This is a genomic window from Kitasatospora sp. NPDC043950, from assembly GCF_056435345.1.
This window is the reverse complement of record NZ_JBWKER010000058.1, coordinates 39,837-54,594: the sequence shown is the minus strand read 5'-3', so window position 1 is coordinate 54,594 and position 14,758 is coordinate 39,837. Positions and strand designations below refer to the sequence as shown.

The following is a 14,758-nucleotide window of genomic DNA, read 5'->3' as shown; positions in this document are numbered from 1 at the left end:
CCCCCCCCCCCCCCCCCCCCCCCCCCCCCCCCCCCCCCCCCCCCCCCCCCCCCCCCCCCCCCCCCCCCCCCCCCCCCCCCCCCCCCCCGCCGTTCTGTGCCCGTCCGTCGTCCGTCCGTCGTCCGTCCGGCCCGTGGGTGAGGGGCGGACGACGGGACGAACCTCAGCCGAACGGATGAACCTCCGCCACCGCCAGGCCCGCCGAGCCCGCGCCGCCCGCACCGGCACGGTAAGACAGGCCGGGCCCCTCTGCGGTGACACCGGTGTGATCGTTCCTGGCGCCGCCCACAGCCGAAGGAAGTAAGAGATGCGCGAAACCAAGCACAAGGCCCGAGCGGGTGCCGCCGCCGGCATCGCACTGCTCGCCCTCGCCGCCCTGTCCGGCTGCCGCCAGCCCCACAGCGGTGGCAGTCAGGACGTGCAGGCCGCTACGGCCGCGCCCTCCGAGGACGCTGCGAGCAGCGGTGAGATCGCCGTGCTGGAGCAGCCGACGCTGCCGCCGCCGTCGTCCGTCGCCAACGACCAGGAGAAGCGCAAGCAGGTCACCATCGGCACCTGCGAGGCGACCAAGGACGGCTGGCGCGCGGCCGGCACCGCGGTGAACCCCGGCGGCCGGGACGCGGACTACCGGATCGTCGTCTACTTCACCTCGGCGAAGGCCACGGTGCTCGCCCTCGGCGACACGGCGGTGAACGTCAAGGCGGGGCAGAGCGGCGCGTGGGAGGTGCGGCAGGCGTTCCACGCGCCGCAGGGGACCCTGTGTGTCCTGCGGGGCGTCAGCTGAGCGCCCACTGCCGGGGCCGGGTTCGGGTTCGGGTGTCGGCGAGGTAGCTGCCGCCCGGCGTTCTAGCGCGGTGGGGGCCGGTTCTCGTCGCAGGTGGTGCGTTGGCCGTGGAGGAGGAGGGGGACGGCGCGGTTGGCGAGGGCTTCGGCGGTGCGGGCGGCCTGGGCGGGGGCCATGACGTCCGGGAGTTCGTGGGCGGGGACGAAGCGGGCGCCGAACAGGCCGCTGCGGTGCCGGGGCGGGACGGTCAGGCGGGTGTCGTCGCGCACGGTGCCGCCGTCGAAGACCAGGTTGAGGCGCTCCAGGTAACGGTCGGCGGGGGTGAAGTCGACGGCCAGGACGTCCGTGAGGCGCAGGTTGAGGCCGGTCTCAGCGAGGAGGTGGCGGGCGGCGGCGAGGTTGGGCGGCTCGTTGGGCTGGGCGGCGCCGCCCGGGAGGATCAGGCCGTCCATGTAGTCCGGGTCGACGAGCAGGACGTCGCCGCGCGGGTTGCGCACGAGGACGAGGCAGCCGAGCCGGCACACCGGCGGCTTGGCGAGCAGACGGGGGTCACGCATCGGACGGTTCACTTCCTGAGGGCGGCGAGGAGTACGAGGGAGAAGCCGGCCCACCAGAGCAGGCGGACGAGGAGTTCAGTCGTCATGCGTCAGGCGCTCGTAGCGCAGCCCCTTGCGCAGCAGGTCCACGACCCGCAGGAGTTCGGACGGGCGGGCGCAGCCGAGGCCGATGAGGTAGCAGCCCGTCCTGCGGCCGTACTCCCAATCGACTTCGACGGAGGGCAACTTCACCCCGGCCAGGGCGAGGACGGTGGTCAGGTCGTCCAGGACGTCGGCCGCCTGGCGCCGCTGGTCGGCGGTGGCGCGGTTGAGGGCGGCTCCCATCATGCCCCCACCTGCCGCCGTGCCTCGAACCCCCGCCACGCACTGAAGGCGGCGGAGAACGAGGAGAAGGAGGCCAGCTCACCCGAGGTGCCGCTGCGCAGCCACTCCCCCGTCGTCTCGTTCCGCACCCGGTAACACCGGCCCTCCGGGTCCCAGCGGACCCCGTAGCCGTGCAGCCGGGGCACTTGGACATCGCCCATGGGAGTAACCTTCCGCGATCAGAGTTTCACGTTCTGTGCACATGGTGGCTCTGTGTCGCCTAGCATCGGAAGTGGCAGACGACTTGACCTCAGTGGTCTGGAGAGTTGGAGCAGCCATGGTGAACATCAAGGAAATTGACCCGCAGTCATCTCCCTGGGCTCCGTTCGGGGTCCAACTCCGCAGGTCACGCAGGGCGATGGGGCTCAAGCAGGAACAGCTCGCGCGCAAGATCGGAGTCCACCCGTCCTACGTCTCGTTCGTCGAACTTGCGCAGCGACCGCCGAGTGAGAAGTTTGCTACCAAGGCCGACGAGGTCCTGCAGACCGGCGGGACCCTGCTGCTGATGTACTGGCAGCTCAAGCACACTGCCCTGGTCCCGGGCTTCCCCGAGTACGCCAACTACGAGTCGACCGCGGAGCAGATCAAGCTCTTCGAGATCAACGTCATCCATGGCCTTCTGCAGACCAAGGCATACGCCACTGCTTGGGAGCAGGGGAATATCAGGCGAGGCACAGCCACTCCGGAGCAAGCCGAAGAACGCATCAACTACCTCCTCACCCGGCAGCAAACCCTGCACCGAACGCCTCCGCCGATTCTGCACGCGGTGCTGGACGAAAGCTGTCTCAGGAGGACCATCGGCGGCCGAGACGTCATGATCGAGCAACTACTCCACCTTGAAAGACTGGCCAGTCAACCCAGGATCTTCATCCAGGTGGCTCCCTACTCTCTCGGCGGGAGCAGGCCGTTCACTCGCGTAGTAACCATGCTGATGCTGCCGACACGCAAAATGATCGCCTACAGCGAGACCGAGCAGCGCGGCTACCTCGACCGCGATACCGAGTCGATCGCAGCCTTGCTCAGGGACTACGATCAACTGCTGGCCGAGGCCAAGAATCAGGCCGACTCAGTAGCTATGATCCGCTCGGTACGGAGGGACCTTGAATGGACGTCAAACTGACTCGCGCTTCCTGGCGCAAGAGCTCCTATAGCGGCAGTGGCGGTCAGTGCGTCGAGGTCGCCGACGGCTTCACCGGACTCATGCCCGTCCGCGACTCCAAAGACCCCGACGGGCCCGTCCTCCTCTTCCCCTCCCCCGCCTGGCAGGCCTTCGTCACCGCCATCCACGCCGGCGAGTTCGACGCCCGGTAGCAGCAACTCCGGCCCCGACGCCCCGATCCAGGGCGGCGGGGCCTTCTCAACCCCTCCACCCGGTTCAACCCGCCGCCGTGACCTCAGGGGGTGATGAACGGATGATCTGGCCCAACACCGTCCGGGCGAACGTCAAGACCGGGCACGACCGGGAGGTGTTCGCCGTCTACCCGTACCGCTCGGCCTGCCCGCAGTCGGTCTGGGCGCAGCTGATCGCCGAGGCCCGGTCCGACATCTTCCTCGCCGGCTACACCAGCTACTTCGTGTGGCTGGAGCAGCCCGCCCTGTTGCAGACTCTGCGGCGCAAGGCCGAGAGCGGCTGCCGGGTCCGGTTTCTCCTCGGGGATCCGGTCTCCGACACGACGCGTCAGCGGGAGCAGATCGAGGACGTGGCGCTCACGGTGTCCACCAGGATCAGGGTCACCCTGGAGAACCTGGCCAAGCTCTCCGGCACCGAGGGCATCGAGGCCCGGTTCAGCGCTCCGGACGACGGCCCGAACCACGTCGGCCTCTCCGTCTTCCGCTTCGACGAGCACGCCCTCGTCACGCCCCACCTCGCCCGCACCGTCGGCCACGACTCACCCCTGATGCACCTGCGGCGCAGCGAGGAGAACGGCATGTTCGACCGCTTCGCCGAACACGTCGAAGAACTCTGGTCCCGGGGCAGCGACATCCGTTCCGGCCCGCGCTGACACCTGCGTCTAACCCGGCGCCGGAGTGGGAAGTCATCCCCATCGACTTTCCACTCCGGCCGCAGGAGGCAACCGCGATGGACACCACTTGGCGCAAGAGCAGCTACAGCGGCGGCGGAGGCGAATGCGTCGAGGTCGCCGACGGCTTCACCGGTGTGCAGCCCGTCCGGGACTCCAAGGACCCCGGCGGGCCCGTCCTCCTCTTCCCCTCCCCCGCCTGGCGGGCCTTCGTCACCGCCGTCAGCGCGGGTGAGTTCGACGCCCGGTAGCGGCAATTCCTGGGTGGAACAAAGGAACTGTTGGGTACTGGTGACAGCCTCGTCTCGGCCGTCCAGTCGCCCGTGGGGTCCGTGTGGACGCGTGCGTCAGTGGTCGGGGGTGTGGGCAGCGGGGCGGACGGCGTCGGGCAGCAGGTGGAGTTCGTAGGGTGTGTAGCAGTCCGACATCTCGCTTCCGACCACGGCGCCGCAGTGGCAGGCACGGTTGGGTGGGCCGTCGCCGGGGGCTCCGCAGCAGCTGGGTGGCCCGGTCGTTGTTGTGTGCCAGGTGAGGCCGGTCCCGTCCTCGGGGTGCAGGACGAAGGTGTTCCGGGGTCCGGCCGAGACGACGACCGTTCCGTCGAAGTCGCTGATGCACGGGCCGCCGGGGTAGGCGGGAGGCCAGTCGTCCTGGTCCTCGGCCGGGACGAACGGCGGCCCGTGCGGCTGCGGATCGACGGCGTAGTGGCCACGGGGCATGGTGGGCGGGGCCTGTCGCCGGCCGTTGACGAGCTCGCCCTCGAACAGGTGCCGGGCAGGAACCGCCGGGAGGGGCTCAAGGTCGGCCGTGAGGGCCTCGCCGCAGGCGGCGCAATGAAAAATCGTCATCGCGGCATGTCTACAGCGCAGGCCCTCACGTCACAACATAATTCCGTTCCCCCGCAGGCAGGGGCTCGCTCGTCAGCCGAACCGGAACACCTGGTCGGGCCAGCCGCCGTCGGGTACCGCGCTGTCGAGGGCCTCGCTGATCGTGCGTTCCTCGTAGGCGAAGTGGGATTCCATGATCGCGGTGAGTCCGTCGAGTTCGCGCCCGACCGCTTCCAGCCCGTCGCCGGGCGATTCGGCGGCGTGGTCGGCGAGTTCGCGCACCCTGGTGAGGATGGCGGCGATCATCTCGTGGTCCTCGACGAGCTTGGCGACCGTCCCGGCGAGCTGCGGGCGTTCGCGCAGCAGGTGGGCGAACATGCCCTCGTCCTCGCCCTGGTGGTGTGCCGTCAGCGCGGCGCAGAAGGCCAGGCAGTGGGTGCGCAGTGTGTCGTCGCCCGGGCGGCGCTGTCCGATTCCGGCTCTGATCCGGCCGATCCGGCGGCGCAGTTCCTGGTGCGCTTGGGAGAGTTGAAGGCTCAGGGCGACCGCGCGGTCGCCGTCCTGGGAGGCCACGGGAGGCGGTCCCTTCGGTTCCGCACCTCCATGCCTGACGCTGTCCGTCACCGGCACGCGATGCTCGCGCCATCCGATCACGGGCCGCGGCGCCACGGCAAGCGCCGTCGTGGGTGGGTGCCGAAGGCTTCCCCGGACATCGTGGCCCCGCGGCCGGCTTCCGGCGGGTTTCCGAGCGCGGTCGAGCGGCATGCGGGTGGTGACGGCGGGGGCTCCGGCGTCGCCTGACGTCCGCGGCGATGCCGGAGCCGTGCGGGATCCGCGCCGAAGGCCGGCGGCCGGGCGGGCGCGGTGGACACCCCCGAAGGGGCCCCGGGCGGGGCCCGGGGGCCGGTCAGGCGTCCAGCGGGTGCCAGGCGGGGCCGGGGCCGTCGTGGCGGACGCGGCCGAAGACGACGTCGGCGAAGTGGACGCCGAAGCCGATCGTGTCGGGTTCGGCGAGTTCGGCGACGAGGCGGCGGCGGGATTCGACCGCGCGGGCCGGGTCGTGGTCGACGGACACGGACCACTCGGGGTGGTCGACCTGGACGGGCGAGTGCATGGCGTCGCCGAAGGCGATCAGCCGTTGCCCGCCCGCGGTGACGGTGTACTCGGCGTGTCCGGGGGTGTGGCCGGCGCCGACGTGCACCCGGACGCCGGGGAAGACCTCCTGCCCGTGCGCGACCGTGCGCACGCGCGGGGCCAGGACGGCGGCCCCCTCGACCGCGCCGGGCCCGTCCGGCCGGGCGAGGTGGCCGGCCCATTCCGCCTCGGACACCAGGTAGTCGGCGTGGGCGAAGGCCGGCCGGTCGCCGCCGGGGGCGGGGTGCCAGGCCCAGCCGGTGTGGTCGGAGTGCAGGTGGGTGAAGGCCACCGCCTCGATGTCGTCCGGCCGGCGGCCGAGTTCGGCGAGGTTGTCGAGGAGCGCGCCGCCGTGGCCGGGGCCGTGCGGGACGCTCGGGTCCGCCGGCAGCGAGCGGGGCCCGAAGCCCGCGTCGATCAGCAGGGCGCGCCCGGCGTGCTCGACGAGCAGCGCGCCGACGGTCGCGACGAACTGGCCGGAGGCGTCGAGGTACTGCGGGCGCTCCGCCCACGTCCGGTCGGTGGTCTCGGGCAGCCAGCCGCGCGGCGGCAGCAGGACGACGCCGTCCGGCACGAAGGTCACCTTCGTGTCGCCGAGCTGTACGGAGCGGATGCCGGAGGGCCGTCGCAGCCGCTCGTCCCGGTGGGCCGCGTCGGCTTCGAAGTTCGCCATGGTCCCTTCCCCTCTTCGGTGTCGGTCCGCCGCCGGGCCGGTGGCGACGGCGGCGGGCCTTGCCACCATAAGCATCAAGCTAGAAAGATTCAAGGCATAAAGGTTCAAGTGATAAATATGATGGCTTGATGGACTCGCTAGGATGGAGCCATGACGACGCCCCCCCGACCGCAGGCCACCCCCGAATGGGAGCTGTGCGGCCTGGTGAACGGGCTGGCCCAGCAGATCGCCGACCACGTCCGCGAACGCGCCGTCACCCTGGGCCTGACCGCGCCCCAGGCGACCGCGCTGCGGGAGATGACCGGGCCGCTGACCATGCGCGAACTCGCCCAGCGCATGAACTGCGAGCCCTCCAACACCACCTTCGTCGTCGACCGGCTGGAGAAGCAGGGCCTGGTCGAGCGCCGACCGCACCCCACCGACCGCCGCGCCAAGCACCTCGTCCTCACCGCCGAGGGCGCGGCGCTGCGCACGCGCCTGCTCGCGTTCCTCACCCAGGACTCGCCGCTGGCCGGCCTCACCGCCCCCCAGCAGCACGCCCTCCGGGACCTGCTCGAACTGGCCACCCGCCTCTGCCCCGGCCAGCCGCCCGGCCCGGCCGGAGGCCGCCCGCCGGGCCGGTAGATCGGCGCGGGCCCCGCACTCCCCCGGCGCAGCGGCCAGGTCCTGTCCGGTCGGCAGGGCGCGCGCCGGGTGTCGGGAACGCCGGGTGACCGTGTTCGCGTGGGCGGCCTGCGACCGCCCCCGATCGCCGGACCGCTGACCAGACTGCCCGGCTTCTTCGCCCTGGAACCCGGGCCGTGGGACGCCCCGCTCGCGCCCTCCGACGCATGCCTGCCGGTCTTCGCCGGGGGTCCCTGCGTCGGCGATCCGGACGGCGCCGGGTTCCCGGTGTTCCGCGGGGCCCCGGAACACCGTGGTCCTGCACCCCGATGACGCACCGTCACTCCAGCCGCATCCCGGCGGGAGGCATTCCCGGGGGTGCTGCGGCCCCGCCGGCCCGAGCGGCATGAACCAGCTGTGCCCCCTGCGGCGCGAAGGCGGGCACGCTGATCAGCGAGTGCAGCACCGCGTACGAGCCGCACCCGGACCCCGGCCGGGTGCGCGCGATCACGGGCTGAGCCTGCGGGCCCTACGCGGACGGCGCGCCCGTGTCCGCGTCCGCGGCGGGGGTGGTGGTCAGGCGGTGGCGGGCCGCGGTGAGGAGTTCGTCGGACAGGGCGGGGTCCTCGCTGGCGCGGGCCAGGAGGAGGGCTCCGACCATGGTGGACAGGTCGGCGAGGGCGCTCTCGCGGTCGGCGGCGTCGGGCAGGTGCTGGAAGCCGTCGGCCAGGTCGCGCAGTCCGGCGGTGAAGGCGGTGCGCAGCGGGGAGCCGGGTTCGGCGCGGGCCGCGTCGGCGGCCAGGGCTGCGGCGGCGCAGCCCTGGCCGGGGTTGTCGCGGTGGGGGGCGGAGAGGTAGCGGGCGAGGAACTCGGCGCGGGGGGTGGGGTGTTGGGCGGCGGCCGGGTCGGGGGTGGGGTCGTCGGCGAGGCGGTCCATGGCTTCGCGGCGTTCGGTGAAGGCGGCTGTGAGGGCTTGGGCGACGAGGTCGTCCTTGGAGGTGAAGTGCCGGTAGAAGCCGCCGTGCGTCAGGCCTGCGGCGGCCATCGCCTGGGGGACGCTGACCTGGTCGGAGCCCTGCTCCCGGATCAGTCTGGCGGTGTGGTCGATCACCTCCTGGCGGTGGCGTTCGGCCTCGGCCCGTGACACGCGGGGCATGCCTGCGTTCCTTTCCTCGTCCTGCGGTGGTGGTGGTCCTACTTTCCCATCCGGGCTTCCCCATCCAGTTTAGATGATGGTAATAATCTAAACGTTGCGGTACCCCGGCTGCGGGCGCCGCCTTCCGAGAGCGAGGAACACGCACATGACCGTGATCGACGGCTCCACCGCCCTGGTCACCGGAGGCCTGCGCGGCCTCGGCCGGGCGTTCGTCGGGGAACTGCTGGCGCGCGGCGCGAAGAAGGTCTACGCCACCGCCCGCACCCCCGTGCCCAGCGAGGACGGGCGGGTGGAGGTCCTCGCCCTGGACGTCACCGACGACGCCTCGGTGGCCGCCCTGGCCGAGCGCGTCCAGGACGTCGACCTCGTCTTCAACAACGCCGGCGTCCTGTACCCGGGAGCGCTGCTCACCGGCGACCTGCGGCAGGTCCAGGCGACCTTCGACACCAACGTCCTGGGCCCGCTGCGCATCGCCCGGGCCTTCGCGCCGGTGCTGGCGGCCCGTGGCGGCGGAGCGCTGGTCGACATCCACTCCGCGCTGTCCTGGGGCGCGGGCGCCGGCGCCTACGGCGCCTCCAAGGCCGCCCTGTGGTCCCTGACCAACTCCCTGCGCCTGGAGCTCGCCGCCCAGGGCACCCAGGTCGTCGGCGTGCACCTGGGCTTCGCGGACACCGAGATGGTGGCGGCCCTGCCCGTCGACAAGATCCCGGCCGCCGAGGTGGCCCGCATCGTCCTGGACGGCGTCGAGCGCGGCGATCGCGAAGTCCTCGTCGACGACCTCACCCGGGCGCTCAAGTCCGCGCTCCCCGGCCCGGTGGAGGGCCTCACCATCCCCATCCGCCGCTGAACCGCACCCCGCCGAAACCCGTCGAAACCCGCCGGCCACCGCCGGCCGACACCGAGGAGAACACCCATGCCCCTGTGGCACGTCTACCACCCTCCCGGCACCTACACCCCCGGGCAGAAGCAGCAGCTCGCCGCCGACATCACCGGGTTCTACACCCGCTTCGGGCTGCCGAAGTTCTACGTGATGACGCTCTTCCACGAGATCGGCGCCGACTCCTTCCACGTGGGCGACCAGCCCGCGCACGACGCGGTGCGGATCGTGGTCGAGCACATCGCCCGGCACACCGAGGACCCCGACCTGCGCAAGCGCACCCGGGAGGCCCTCGCCGCCCTCCTCGCGCCCCACACCACCGGGCGCGGCCTGTACTGCGAGTTCCACATCGACGAGACGCCCCGGGACCTGTGGATGATCAACGGGATCGCCCCGCCCCCGTCCCAGAGCGAGGCCGAACAGCTGTGGGCCCGCGAGAACCGCCCGATCCCCTACTGATTCCCTACTGACCTCCTGCTGACCTCCTGCCGATCCCCTTCCGACCTCCTGCCGACCTCCTGTCGACGGACGCCCCGGCACGGCGCCGCCACGAGAAGTCGGACAGGTCGACTTCCCACTCCAGGACCCACCGCCCCGGCACCCCGCGAGCGGTGGGTCCTGGCCGGTTCAGGCGGGCTCAGGCAGGTTCACGCAGGTTCAGCCGTCGAGGGCGGCAGGCGCACCGGCGAGGAGGGCGTCGAGCAGGCCGGGGAAGCGGGCGTCGAGGTCGGTGCGGCGCAGGCTGACGAAGCGGTTGCGCCCGGCGACGCGGGTGGTGGTGACGCCGGCCTCGCGCAGGACGCGCATGTGGTGGGAGACGGTCGACTTGTGGAGGTGGTCCAGGCCCAGGTCGCGGGGGGCGCAGGAGTGTTCGGCGCCGTCGGCGTAGCTGAGCAGCAGGGTCATCCGGACGGGGTCGCCGAGGGCGTGCAGGACCGTGACGAGGTCGATGTCGGCGGTGGTGGGCTGGGGCAGCCGCTCGTCTTCGGTCATGGCGCGTGGTCCTCGTCGGCTGGACATTGGTTTGACAATCATCCACCCATCCCTAGTGTTTGACGAGCGTCAAACTGTTGCCCTATCGTCAAACAATCGGGGGGCTTTTCCATGCCCGTACGCCTGCTCCTGCTCGCCCTCGGCACCTTCGCCATGGGCACCGACTCGATGGTCGTCGCCGGCATCCTCGGCCCGATCGCCGCCGACCTGGGGGTGTCCGTGCCGGCCGCGGGCCAGCTGGTCACCGTCTTCGCGCTCGGCTACGCGCTGCTGGCCCCGGTGCTGGCCGCGCTCACCGCCCGCTGGCCGCGCCGGCGGCTGCTGCTGACCGCGCTCGCGGTGTTCAGCGCGGCCAACGCGCTCAGCGCGCTCGCCCCCGGCTACGGCCTGCTGCTGGCCACCCGGGTCCTGGCGGCGGCCGGGGCCGCGCTGTACACGCCGACCGCCAACGCGGTGGCCACCACCCTGGTCGCCCCCGAGCGGCGCGGACGGGCGCTGGCCACCGTGCTGGGCGGGATGACGGTGGCCACCGCGCTGGGCGTACCGCTGGGCACCTGGGTGGGGCGCGGCGACTGGCGGATGACGATGTGGCTGGTCACCGCGCTGGGCGTGGCGGCGCTGGCGGGGCTGGCGCTGCTGCTGCGCGACCTGCCGGCGCCGGTGGCGGCGCCGGGGCTGCGGGCGCGCCTGGCCCCGCTGGGGCAGCGGCGGGTGCTGGGGGCGGCGGCCACCACGCTGGCGTTCTTCCTGGCCTTCCAGTGCGTCTACATCTACCTGGCCACCGCCGTCTCGGGGGCGACCGGGGGCGACGCGGACCGGCTGAGCCTGGTGCTGCTGACGGCGGGCGTGATGTCGGTGGCGGGCAGCTGGCTGGGCGGGCGCCTGGTGGACCGGGTCGGGGTGCGGCGGGTGCTGCTCACCGGCTCGACGGTGGCGGCGGGCGCGTTCGCCGCGCTGCCGTGGCTGGGGCGCAGCATGCCGGGGGCGCTGGTGTACGCGGCGGTGGTGCCGCTGGCGGGGTGGGCGGTGTCGGTGGCGCTGCCGCACCGGCTGGCGTCGATCGATCCGGGGAACGCGCCGCTGCTGATCTCGCTGAACAGCAGTGCGCTGTACCTGGGGACGGCGGCCGGGGGTGTGGCGGGCAGTGCGGCGATCGCGGTGCTGGGCGGGCGGTGGTTCCCGTTCGCGGCGGCGGGGCTGGCGCTGGTGGCGGCGGTGACGGCGGCGGCGACCACGCGGGACGCGCGGGCGGGTGCGCCGACGGAGGAGGAGGCGACGGTGCCGGCGCCGGCACCGGCACCGGCGCCGTCGCCGTCGCGGTCCTGATCCTCGGGCGGGCGGGGTTCAGCGGGCGGGGTCTCAGCGGGCGGAGCCGAGGTTGCGGTCGGCCTCGGCTCCGGCGAGCAGCAGGGTGGTCTCCTCGATGCGGCGCAGGCGCCCGCAGGGGCCGTACTGGCCGAAGAGGTAGACCTCCATGGAGACCTGGGTGCCGTCGGTCTTGAGGACGTCGACGGTGTGCCGGGTGGCGGTGCGGTCGCCGTCGTGGAGTTCCTCGTGGACCTCGACGCGGCCGGAGGCGACCACGGCGCGCAGGTGGCGGATGTGGTCGGTGAAGGCGGCGCGGTCGTCCCAGCGGCCGTCGGTGCGCTGGCGGTAGTCGGGGGTGAAGTGGCGCTCGACGGCGGTCTCCAGGTCGAGGCCGGGGGTGAAGAGCAGGTCGTCGAGGGCGGCGGCGATGGTGGTGCGGGGGGCGGTGGCGGGCATGGGGGTTCCCTTCTCGGAATCCGACAATGCGTGCGTGGCGCACGCTTCATGGGATGAGCGTACCCCAGGAACGCGTGCGTCGCGCACGCTATGATCGGGGGGTGGACCACTCCCCCGAAATCCCCGACCCCGACCCCGGCCCCGTTCCTGAAACTGCCTCCGGCCTCGGGGACGCCGTCGCCCAGGCCCTGGCCGTCCTGCTGCGCCGCCCCGCCCGCGCCGCGCTCTACCGGCGCCTGACCGAGGGCCTGGGCGAGGCGGTGGACGAGGTCACCTACCCCGTGCTCTCCGGCCTGGCCCGCACCGGGGCGCGCAGCGCCGCCGACCTGGCCGCCGAGATCGGCCTGGACCGCTCCGGGGTCAGCCGCCGGGCCACCCGTCTGGAGGAGGCCGGGCTGCTGCGCCGCGAGGCCGACCCGCGCGACCAGCGCGCCACCCTGCTGACCCTGACCGGCGCCGGCGAGCGCACCGTGGCGGTGATGCGCCGGCGCCTGGCCGGCGGCATCGAGGAGGCGCTCGCCTCCTGGCCGCCCGGGGAGGCCGAGGCGTTCGCCCGGTCGCTGCGGCGCTTCACCGAGCAGGGCCCGTTCGGCTGAGCACGGGGCGAAGGGGCGGCGGAGCGAAGGAGCAGCGGGGCCAAGGGGCGCACGGGGCGGCGGGGTTAAGGGGCGACGGGGCGCGCGGGACAGCGCCTCCGGGAAGGACGGGCCCGGAAAACGCGGGTGCCCCGGGCCGGGGAACCGGTCCGGGGCACCCGCGGGCGCGGGGATCAGGCGCCGAGGACCTCGCCGACCAGGGCGCGGGCCTCCTCCTGTACCCGGGCCAGGTGGCCGGTGCCGAGGAAGGACTCGGCGTAGATCTTGTAGACGTCCTCGGTGCCCGAGGGACGGGCCGCGAACCAGGCGTTGTCGGTGCACACCTTGATGCCGCCGATCGGCGCGCCGTTGCCGGGCGCCTCGGCCAGCACCGCGGTCACCGCCTCGCCGGCCAGCTCGCCCGCGGTGACCTGCTGCGGGGAGAGCCGGGCCAGGCGCGCCTTCTGCTCGCGGTCGGCCGGGGCGTCCACGCGGGCGTAGGCGGGGGCGCCGTGGCGCTCGGTCAGCTCGCGGTAGTAGGCGCTGGGGGTGGCGCCGGTGACGGCGGTGATCTCGGAGGCCAGCAGGGCCAGCAGGATGCCGTCCTTGTCGGTGGTCCACACCCCGCCGTCGCGGCGCAGGAACGAGGCGCCGGCCGACTCCTCGCCGCCGAAGGCGATCGAGCCCTCCGCCAGCCCGTCGACGAACCACTTGAAGCCCACCGGCACCTCGACCAGTTCGCGCTTGAGGTCGGCGGCGACCCGGTCCAGCATCGAGGAGGACACCAGCGTCTTGCCGACCGCGGCGTCGGCGGGCCAGTCCGCGCGGTGGCGGTACAGGTAGTCGACGGCCACCGCCAGGTAGTGGTTGGGGTTCATCAGGCCGCCGTCGGGGGTGACGATGCCGTGCCGGTCGGCGTCCGCGTCGTTGCCGGTGGCGATGGCGTACTCGTCCTTGCGGCCGATCAGGGAGGCCATCGCGGACGGCGAGGAGCAGTCCATGCGGATCCTGCCGTCCCAGTCCAGCGTCATGAACCGCCAGGTCGGGTCGGTGACCGGGTTGACCACCGTCAGGTCCAGGCGGTGCGTCTCGGCGATGCGCGCCCAGTACGCCACCGACGCCCCGCCCAGCGGGTCCGCGCCGATGCGCAGCCCGGCCGCGCGCACCGCGTCCAGGTCGAGCACGGCGGGCAGGTCCTCGACGTAGGTGCCCAGGTAGTCGTGGCGCCCGGTGGTCGCCGCCGCCAGCGCCCGCGCGTACGGGACGCGCTTGACGCCGCGCAGGCCCTCGCGGATCAGCTCGTTGGCGCGGTCCTGGATCCAGCCGGTGGCCTGCGAGCCGGCCGGGCCGCCGCTGGGCGGGTTGTACTTGAAGCCGCCGTCGCGCGGCGGGTTGTGCGAGGGGGTGACGACGATGCCGTCCGCCAGCGCCCGGGGGCTGCGCCGGTTGTGGGCCAGGATCGCGTGCGAGACCGCGGGCGTGGGGGTGTAGCCGTCGGCCGCGTCCAGCAGCACCTGCACGCCGTTGGCGGCCAGCACCTCCACCGCCGTCACCTTCGCCGGCTCCGAGAGTGCGTGCGTGTCGGCGCCCAGGAACAGCGGTCCGGCGATGCCCTGTTGGGCCCGGTACTCGCAGATCGCCTGCGTGGTCGCGGCGATGTGGTCCTCGTTGAACGCGGCGTCCAGCGAGGACCCGCGGTGGCCCGAGGTGCCGAACGCCACCCGCTGGCCGACCTCCTGAGGGTCCGGGTTCAGCGCGTAGTACGCCGTCACCAGCCGCGCCACATCCACCAGGTCATCCGGCTGCGCCAACTGCCCGGCCCGTGCGTGTGCCATCCGTCTTCTCCCGCCAACTTCCCGTACGCGTCCTTGCCCCGTGCCACCGATCGTAGCCAGAACGCGACCGTGCCCCGAACCGCGAGGCGGGGCGGGGCACGGCGGGGCCGGGGTTCAGGGGCCGGGGTTCAGGCGGGCAACTGCTGGCGGTAGGCGTCCAGGGCGGGGGCGGTGGTGGTGGCGAGGAACTCGGTCACCGTGTAGGCGACCAGGCCCTCGCGGGCGAAGGGGTCGGTGCGGGTCAGCTCCTCGACCGCGGCACGGTCCTCGCCCAGCGCGATGATCACCCCGCCCTCGCGCGGCACCTTGCGGCCCGAGGCGAGGAACGTACCGGCCTCGTAGTGCCCGCGCAGCCACTCCACGTGCTGCGGCAGGACGGCGTCGATGCGCTCCAGCGGGGCGGTGTACGTCAGCTCAAGTACGAACATGCGACCAGGCTAGCCCCGCACGGCAGGGGCCTCGCGGCCGGGGCTCGCGGCGTGTACCGAACCCCATTGTGCCAGTTCAGCGGGGGGTTGCGGTAGGACGCAGAGCACCCGGATCACGCCTTGCCGGGCGGCGGGCGCAGCCCGCAGACTCGTCCGCATCCACTCCTT

The 14,758-nt window shown here is 73.1% G+C and carries 21 protein-coding genes; 10 read left to right on the top strand and 11 right to left on the bottom strand.

The features are described 5' to 3' along the window. The first annotated feature begins 307 nt into the window (after nt 1-307). Nucleotides 308-784 carry a hypothetical protein gene (locus AC07BF_RS31160; RefSeq protein ID WP_363589746.1) on the top strand — a complete coding sequence of 159 codons (477 nt, stop codon included), beginning with the start codon at nt 308-310 and terminating at the stop codon, nt 782-784. Between the two features lie 62 nt (nt 785-846). Here AC07BF_RS31160 and AC07BF_RS31155 read toward each other — a convergent pair whose 3' ends face one another. The 3 genes from AC07BF_RS31155 to AC07BF_RS31145 all read right to left on the bottom strand — a co-directional run bounded on the left by AC07BF_RS31155 (nt 847) and on the right by AC07BF_RS31145 (nt 1,865). Next, a complete protein-coding gene (locus AC07BF_RS31155; RefSeq protein ID WP_478334226.1) occupies nt 847-1,341 on the bottom strand; it encodes an NUDIX domain-containing protein in 495 nt (164 codons plus the stop codon). A gap of 75 nt (nt 1,342-1,416) precedes the next feature. After that, nucleotides 1,417-1,668: a hypothetical protein gene (locus AC07BF_RS31150; protein ID WP_400810445.1), complete on the bottom strand. Its 252-nt coding sequence runs from the start codon at nt 1,666-1,668 to the stop codon at nt 1,417-1,419. After that, on the bottom strand, nt 1,665-1,865 hold the full coding sequence (locus AC07BF_RS31145) for a hypothetical protein (RefSeq protein WP_387982939.1): 201 nt from the start codon (nt 1,863-1,865) through the stop codon (nt 1,665-1,667). Before AC07BF_RS31145 ends, AC07BF_RS31150 begins: the two co-directional genes overlap by 4 nt. Before the next feature lie 116 nt (nt 1,866-1,981). On the opposite strand from AC07BF_RS31145, the gene AC07BF_RS31140 reads away from it, so the two are divergent. The 4 genes from AC07BF_RS31140 (at nt 1,982) to AC07BF_RS31125 (ending at nt 3,976) form a co-directional block, all read left to right on the top strand. Then, nucleotides 1,982-2,824, top strand: coding sequence for a helix-turn-helix domain-containing protein (locus tag AC07BF_RS31140; protein ID WP_400810448.1), 843 nt, complete (start codon nt 1,982-1,984; stop codon nt 2,822-2,824). Then, nucleotides 2,809-3,015 carry a DUF397 domain-containing protein gene (locus AC07BF_RS31135; protein ID WP_363589197.1) on the top strand — a complete coding sequence of 69 codons (207 nt, stop codon included), beginning with the start codon at nt 2,809-2,811 and terminating at the stop codon, nt 3,013-3,015. Before AC07BF_RS31140 ends, AC07BF_RS31135 begins: the two co-directional genes overlap by 16 nt. A 101-nt stretch (nt 3,016-3,116) precedes the next feature. Continuing rightward, complete coding sequence (locus tag AC07BF_RS31130) at nt 3,117-3,707, top strand: DUF5919 domain-containing protein (RefSeq protein ID WP_363623924.1); 591 nt, start codon at nt 3,117-3,119, stop codon at nt 3,705-3,707. 77 nt (nt 3,708-3,784) lie between these two features. Then, a complete protein-coding gene (locus tag AC07BF_RS31125) occupies nt 3,785-3,976 on the top strand; it encodes a DUF397 domain-containing protein (protein ID WP_400810451.1) in 192 nt (63 codons plus the stop codon). A gap of 96 nt (nt 3,977-4,072) precedes the next feature. On the opposite strand, the gene AC07BF_RS31120 is transcribed toward AC07BF_RS31125, so the two are convergent. The 3 genes from AC07BF_RS31120 to AC07BF_RS31110 all read right to left on the bottom strand — a co-directional run bounded on the left by AC07BF_RS31120 (nt 4,073) and on the right by AC07BF_RS31110 (nt 6,359). Next, on the bottom strand, nt 4,073-4,573 hold the full coding sequence (locus AC07BF_RS31120; protein ID WP_363589191.1) for a hypothetical protein: 501 nt from the start codon (nt 4,571-4,573) through the stop codon (nt 4,073-4,075). Nucleotides 4,574-4,645: 72 nt separating this feature from the next. Then, nucleotides 4,646-5,125 carry a hemerythrin domain-containing protein gene (locus AC07BF_RS31115; protein ID WP_400810453.1) on the bottom strand — a complete coding sequence of 160 codons (480 nt, stop codon included), beginning with the start codon at nt 5,123-5,125 and terminating at the stop codon, nt 4,646-4,648. A 334-nt stretch (nt 5,126-5,459) separates the two neighbouring features. Beyond that, nucleotides 5,460-6,359 carry an MBL fold metallo-hydrolase gene (locus AC07BF_RS31110; RefSeq protein WP_363623917.1) on the bottom strand — a complete coding sequence of 300 codons (900 nt, stop codon included), beginning with the start codon at nt 6,357-6,359 and terminating at the stop codon, nt 5,460-5,462. Nucleotides 6,360-6,509: 150 nt separating this feature from the next. Between AC07BF_RS31110 and AC07BF_RS31105 the strand changes: the two genes are divergently transcribed. After that, the gene (locus AC07BF_RS31105; protein ID WP_363623915.1) at nt 6,510-6,983 is read left to right on the top strand and encodes a MarR family winged helix-turn-helix transcriptional regulator; all 474 of its coding nucleotides are present in this window, start codon (nt 6,510-6,512) and stop codon (nt 6,981-6,983) included. 508 nt (nt 6,984-7,491) lie between these two features. On the opposite strand, the gene AC07BF_RS31100 is transcribed toward AC07BF_RS31105, so the two are convergent. Then, entirely contained in the window at nt 7,492-8,118 is a 627-nt protein-coding gene (locus AC07BF_RS31100) for a TetR/AcrR family transcriptional regulator (RefSeq protein WP_400845353.1), read from the bottom strand. A 145-nt stretch (nt 8,119-8,263) separates the two neighbouring features. Between AC07BF_RS31100 and AC07BF_RS31095 the strand changes: the two genes are divergently transcribed. Then, nucleotides 8,264-8,965 (top strand): SDR family oxidoreductase, encoded by a 702-nt coding sequence (locus AC07BF_RS31095; RefSeq protein ID WP_363589182.1) that lies wholly within the window; start codon nt 8,264-8,266, stop codon nt 8,963-8,965. Between the two features lie 66 nt (nt 8,966-9,031). Further along, the gene (locus AC07BF_RS31090) at nt 9,032-9,454 is read left to right on the top strand and encodes a tautomerase family protein (RefSeq protein WP_363589180.1); all 423 of its coding nucleotides are present in this window, start codon (nt 9,032-9,034) and stop codon (nt 9,452-9,454) included. A gap of 198 nt (nt 9,455-9,652) precedes the next feature. On the opposite strand, the gene AC07BF_RS31085 is transcribed toward AC07BF_RS31090, so the two are convergent. Next, a complete protein-coding gene (locus AC07BF_RS31085) occupies nt 9,653-9,988 on the bottom strand; it encodes an ArsR/SmtB family transcription factor (protein ID WP_400476488.1) in 336 nt (111 codons plus the stop codon). A gap of 111 nt (nt 9,989-10,099) precedes the next feature. Here AC07BF_RS31085 and AC07BF_RS31080 point away from each other — a divergent pair, with 111 nt between their 5' ends. Beyond that, nucleotides 10,100-11,314 (top strand): MFS transporter, encoded by a 1,215-nt coding sequence (locus AC07BF_RS31080; RefSeq protein WP_400845358.1) that lies wholly within the window; start codon nt 10,100-10,102, stop codon nt 11,312-11,314. Between the two features lie 33 nt (nt 11,315-11,347). Here AC07BF_RS31080 and AC07BF_RS31075 read toward each other — a convergent pair whose 3' ends face one another. Further along, the gene (locus tag AC07BF_RS31075) at nt 11,348-11,752 is read right to left on the bottom strand and encodes a nuclear transport factor 2 family protein (protein WP_363589174.1); all 405 of its coding nucleotides are present in this window, start codon (nt 11,750-11,752) and stop codon (nt 11,348-11,350) included. 188 nt (nt 11,753-11,940) lie between these two features. Here AC07BF_RS31075 and AC07BF_RS31070 point away from each other — a divergent pair, with 188 nt between their 5' ends. Continuing rightward, on the top strand, nt 11,941-12,348 hold the full coding sequence (locus AC07BF_RS31070; RefSeq protein ID WP_363624086.1) for a MarR family winged helix-turn-helix transcriptional regulator: 408 nt from the start codon (nt 11,941-11,943) through the stop codon (nt 12,346-12,348). Nucleotides 12,349-12,521: 173 nt separating this feature from the next. Here the strand turns inward: AC07BF_RS31070 and pgm are convergent, their stop codons facing one another. Together pgm and AC07BF_RS31060 are read right to left on the bottom strand one after the other, a co-directional pair. Continuing rightward, complete coding sequence (gene pgm, locus AC07BF_RS31065) at nt 12,522-14,162, bottom strand: phosphoglucomutase (alpha-D-glucose-1,6-bisphosphate-dependent) (protein WP_478319271.1); 1,641 nt, start codon at nt 14,160-14,162, stop codon at nt 12,522-12,524. Nucleotides 14,163-14,290: 128 nt separating this feature from the next. Beyond that, nucleotides 14,291-14,590, bottom strand: coding sequence for a YciI family protein (locus AC07BF_RS31060; RefSeq protein ID WP_363632399.1), 300 nt, complete (start codon nt 14,588-14,590; stop codon nt 14,291-14,293). Between the last annotated feature and the right edge of the window lie 168 nt (nt 14,591-14,758).

What these genes read in the sequence shown, in the direction of transcription:
- AC07BF_RS31120 (WP_363589191.1), bottom strand. Translation starts at nt 4,573, where the DNA reads ATGACGATTTTTCATTGCGCCGCCTGCGGCGAGGCCCTCACGGCCGAC.
- AC07BF_RS31100 (WP_400845353.1), bottom strand. Translation starts at nt 8,118, where the DNA reads ATGCCCCGCGTGTCACGGGCCGAGGCCGAACGCCACCGCCAGGAGGTG.
- AC07BF_RS31135 (WP_363589197.1), top strand. Translation starts at nt 2,809, where the DNA reads ATGGACGTCAAACTGACTCGCGCTTCCTGGCGCAAGAGCTCCTATAGC.
- AC07BF_RS31105 (WP_363623915.1), top strand. Translation starts at nt 6,510, where the DNA reads ATGACGACGCCCCCCCGACCGCAGGCCACCCCCGAATGGGAGCTGTGC.
- AC07BF_RS31160 (WP_363589746.1), top strand. Translation starts at nt 308, where the DNA reads ATGCGCGAAACCAAGCACAAGGCCCGAGCGGGTGCCGCCGCCGGCATC.
- AC07BF_RS31150 (WP_400810445.1), bottom strand. Translation starts at nt 1,668, where the DNA reads ATGATGGGAGCCGCCCTCAACCGCGCCACCGCCGACCAGCGGCGCCAG.
- AC07BF_RS31145 (WP_387982939.1), bottom strand. Translation starts at nt 1,865, where the DNA reads ATGGGCGATGTCCAAGTGCCCCGGCTGCACGGCTACGGGGTCCGCTGG.
- AC07BF_RS31110 (WP_363623917.1), bottom strand. Translation starts at nt 6,359, where the DNA reads ATGGCGAACTTCGAAGCCGACGCGGCCCACCGGGACGAGCGGCTGCGA.
- AC07BF_RS31125 (WP_400810451.1), top strand. Translation starts at nt 3,785, where the DNA reads ATGGACACCACTTGGCGCAAGAGCAGCTACAGCGGCGGCGGAGGCGAA.
- AC07BF_RS31080 (WP_400845358.1), top strand. Translation starts at nt 10,100, where the DNA reads ATGCCCGTACGCCTGCTCCTGCTCGCCCTCGGCACCTTCGCCATGGGC.
- AC07BF_RS31130 (WP_363623924.1), top strand. Translation starts at nt 3,117, where the DNA reads ATGATCTGGCCCAACACCGTCCGGGCGAACGTCAAGACCGGGCACGAC.
- AC07BF_RS31095 (WP_363589182.1), top strand. Translation starts at nt 8,264, where the DNA reads ATGACCGTGATCGACGGCTCCACCGCCCTGGTCACCGGAGGCCTGCGC.
- pgm (WP_478319271.1), bottom strand. Translation starts at nt 14,162, where the DNA reads ATGGCACACGCACGGGCCGGGCAGTTGGCGCAGCCGGATGACCTGGTG.
- AC07BF_RS31075 (WP_363589174.1), bottom strand. Translation starts at nt 11,752, where the DNA reads ATGCCCGCCACCGCCCCCCGCACCACCATCGCCGCCGCCCTCGACGAC.
- AC07BF_RS31155 (WP_478334226.1), bottom strand. Translation starts at nt 1,341, where the DNA reads ATGCGTGACCCCCGTCTGCTCGCCAAGCCGCCGGTGTGCCGGCTCGGC.
- AC07BF_RS31060 (WP_363632399.1), bottom strand. Translation starts at nt 14,590, where the DNA reads ATGTTCGTACTTGAGCTGACGTACACCGCCCCGCTGGAGCGCATCGAC.
- AC07BF_RS31090 (WP_363589180.1), top strand. Translation starts at nt 9,032, where the DNA reads ATGCCCCTGTGGCACGTCTACCACCCTCCCGGCACCTACACCCCCGGG.
- AC07BF_RS31140 (WP_400810448.1), top strand. Translation starts at nt 1,982, where the DNA reads ATGGTGAACATCAAGGAAATTGACCCGCAGTCATCTCCCTGGGCTCCG.
- AC07BF_RS31085 (WP_400476488.1), bottom strand. Translation starts at nt 9,988, where the DNA reads ATGACCGAAGACGAGCGGCTGCCCCAGCCCACCACCGCCGACATCGAC.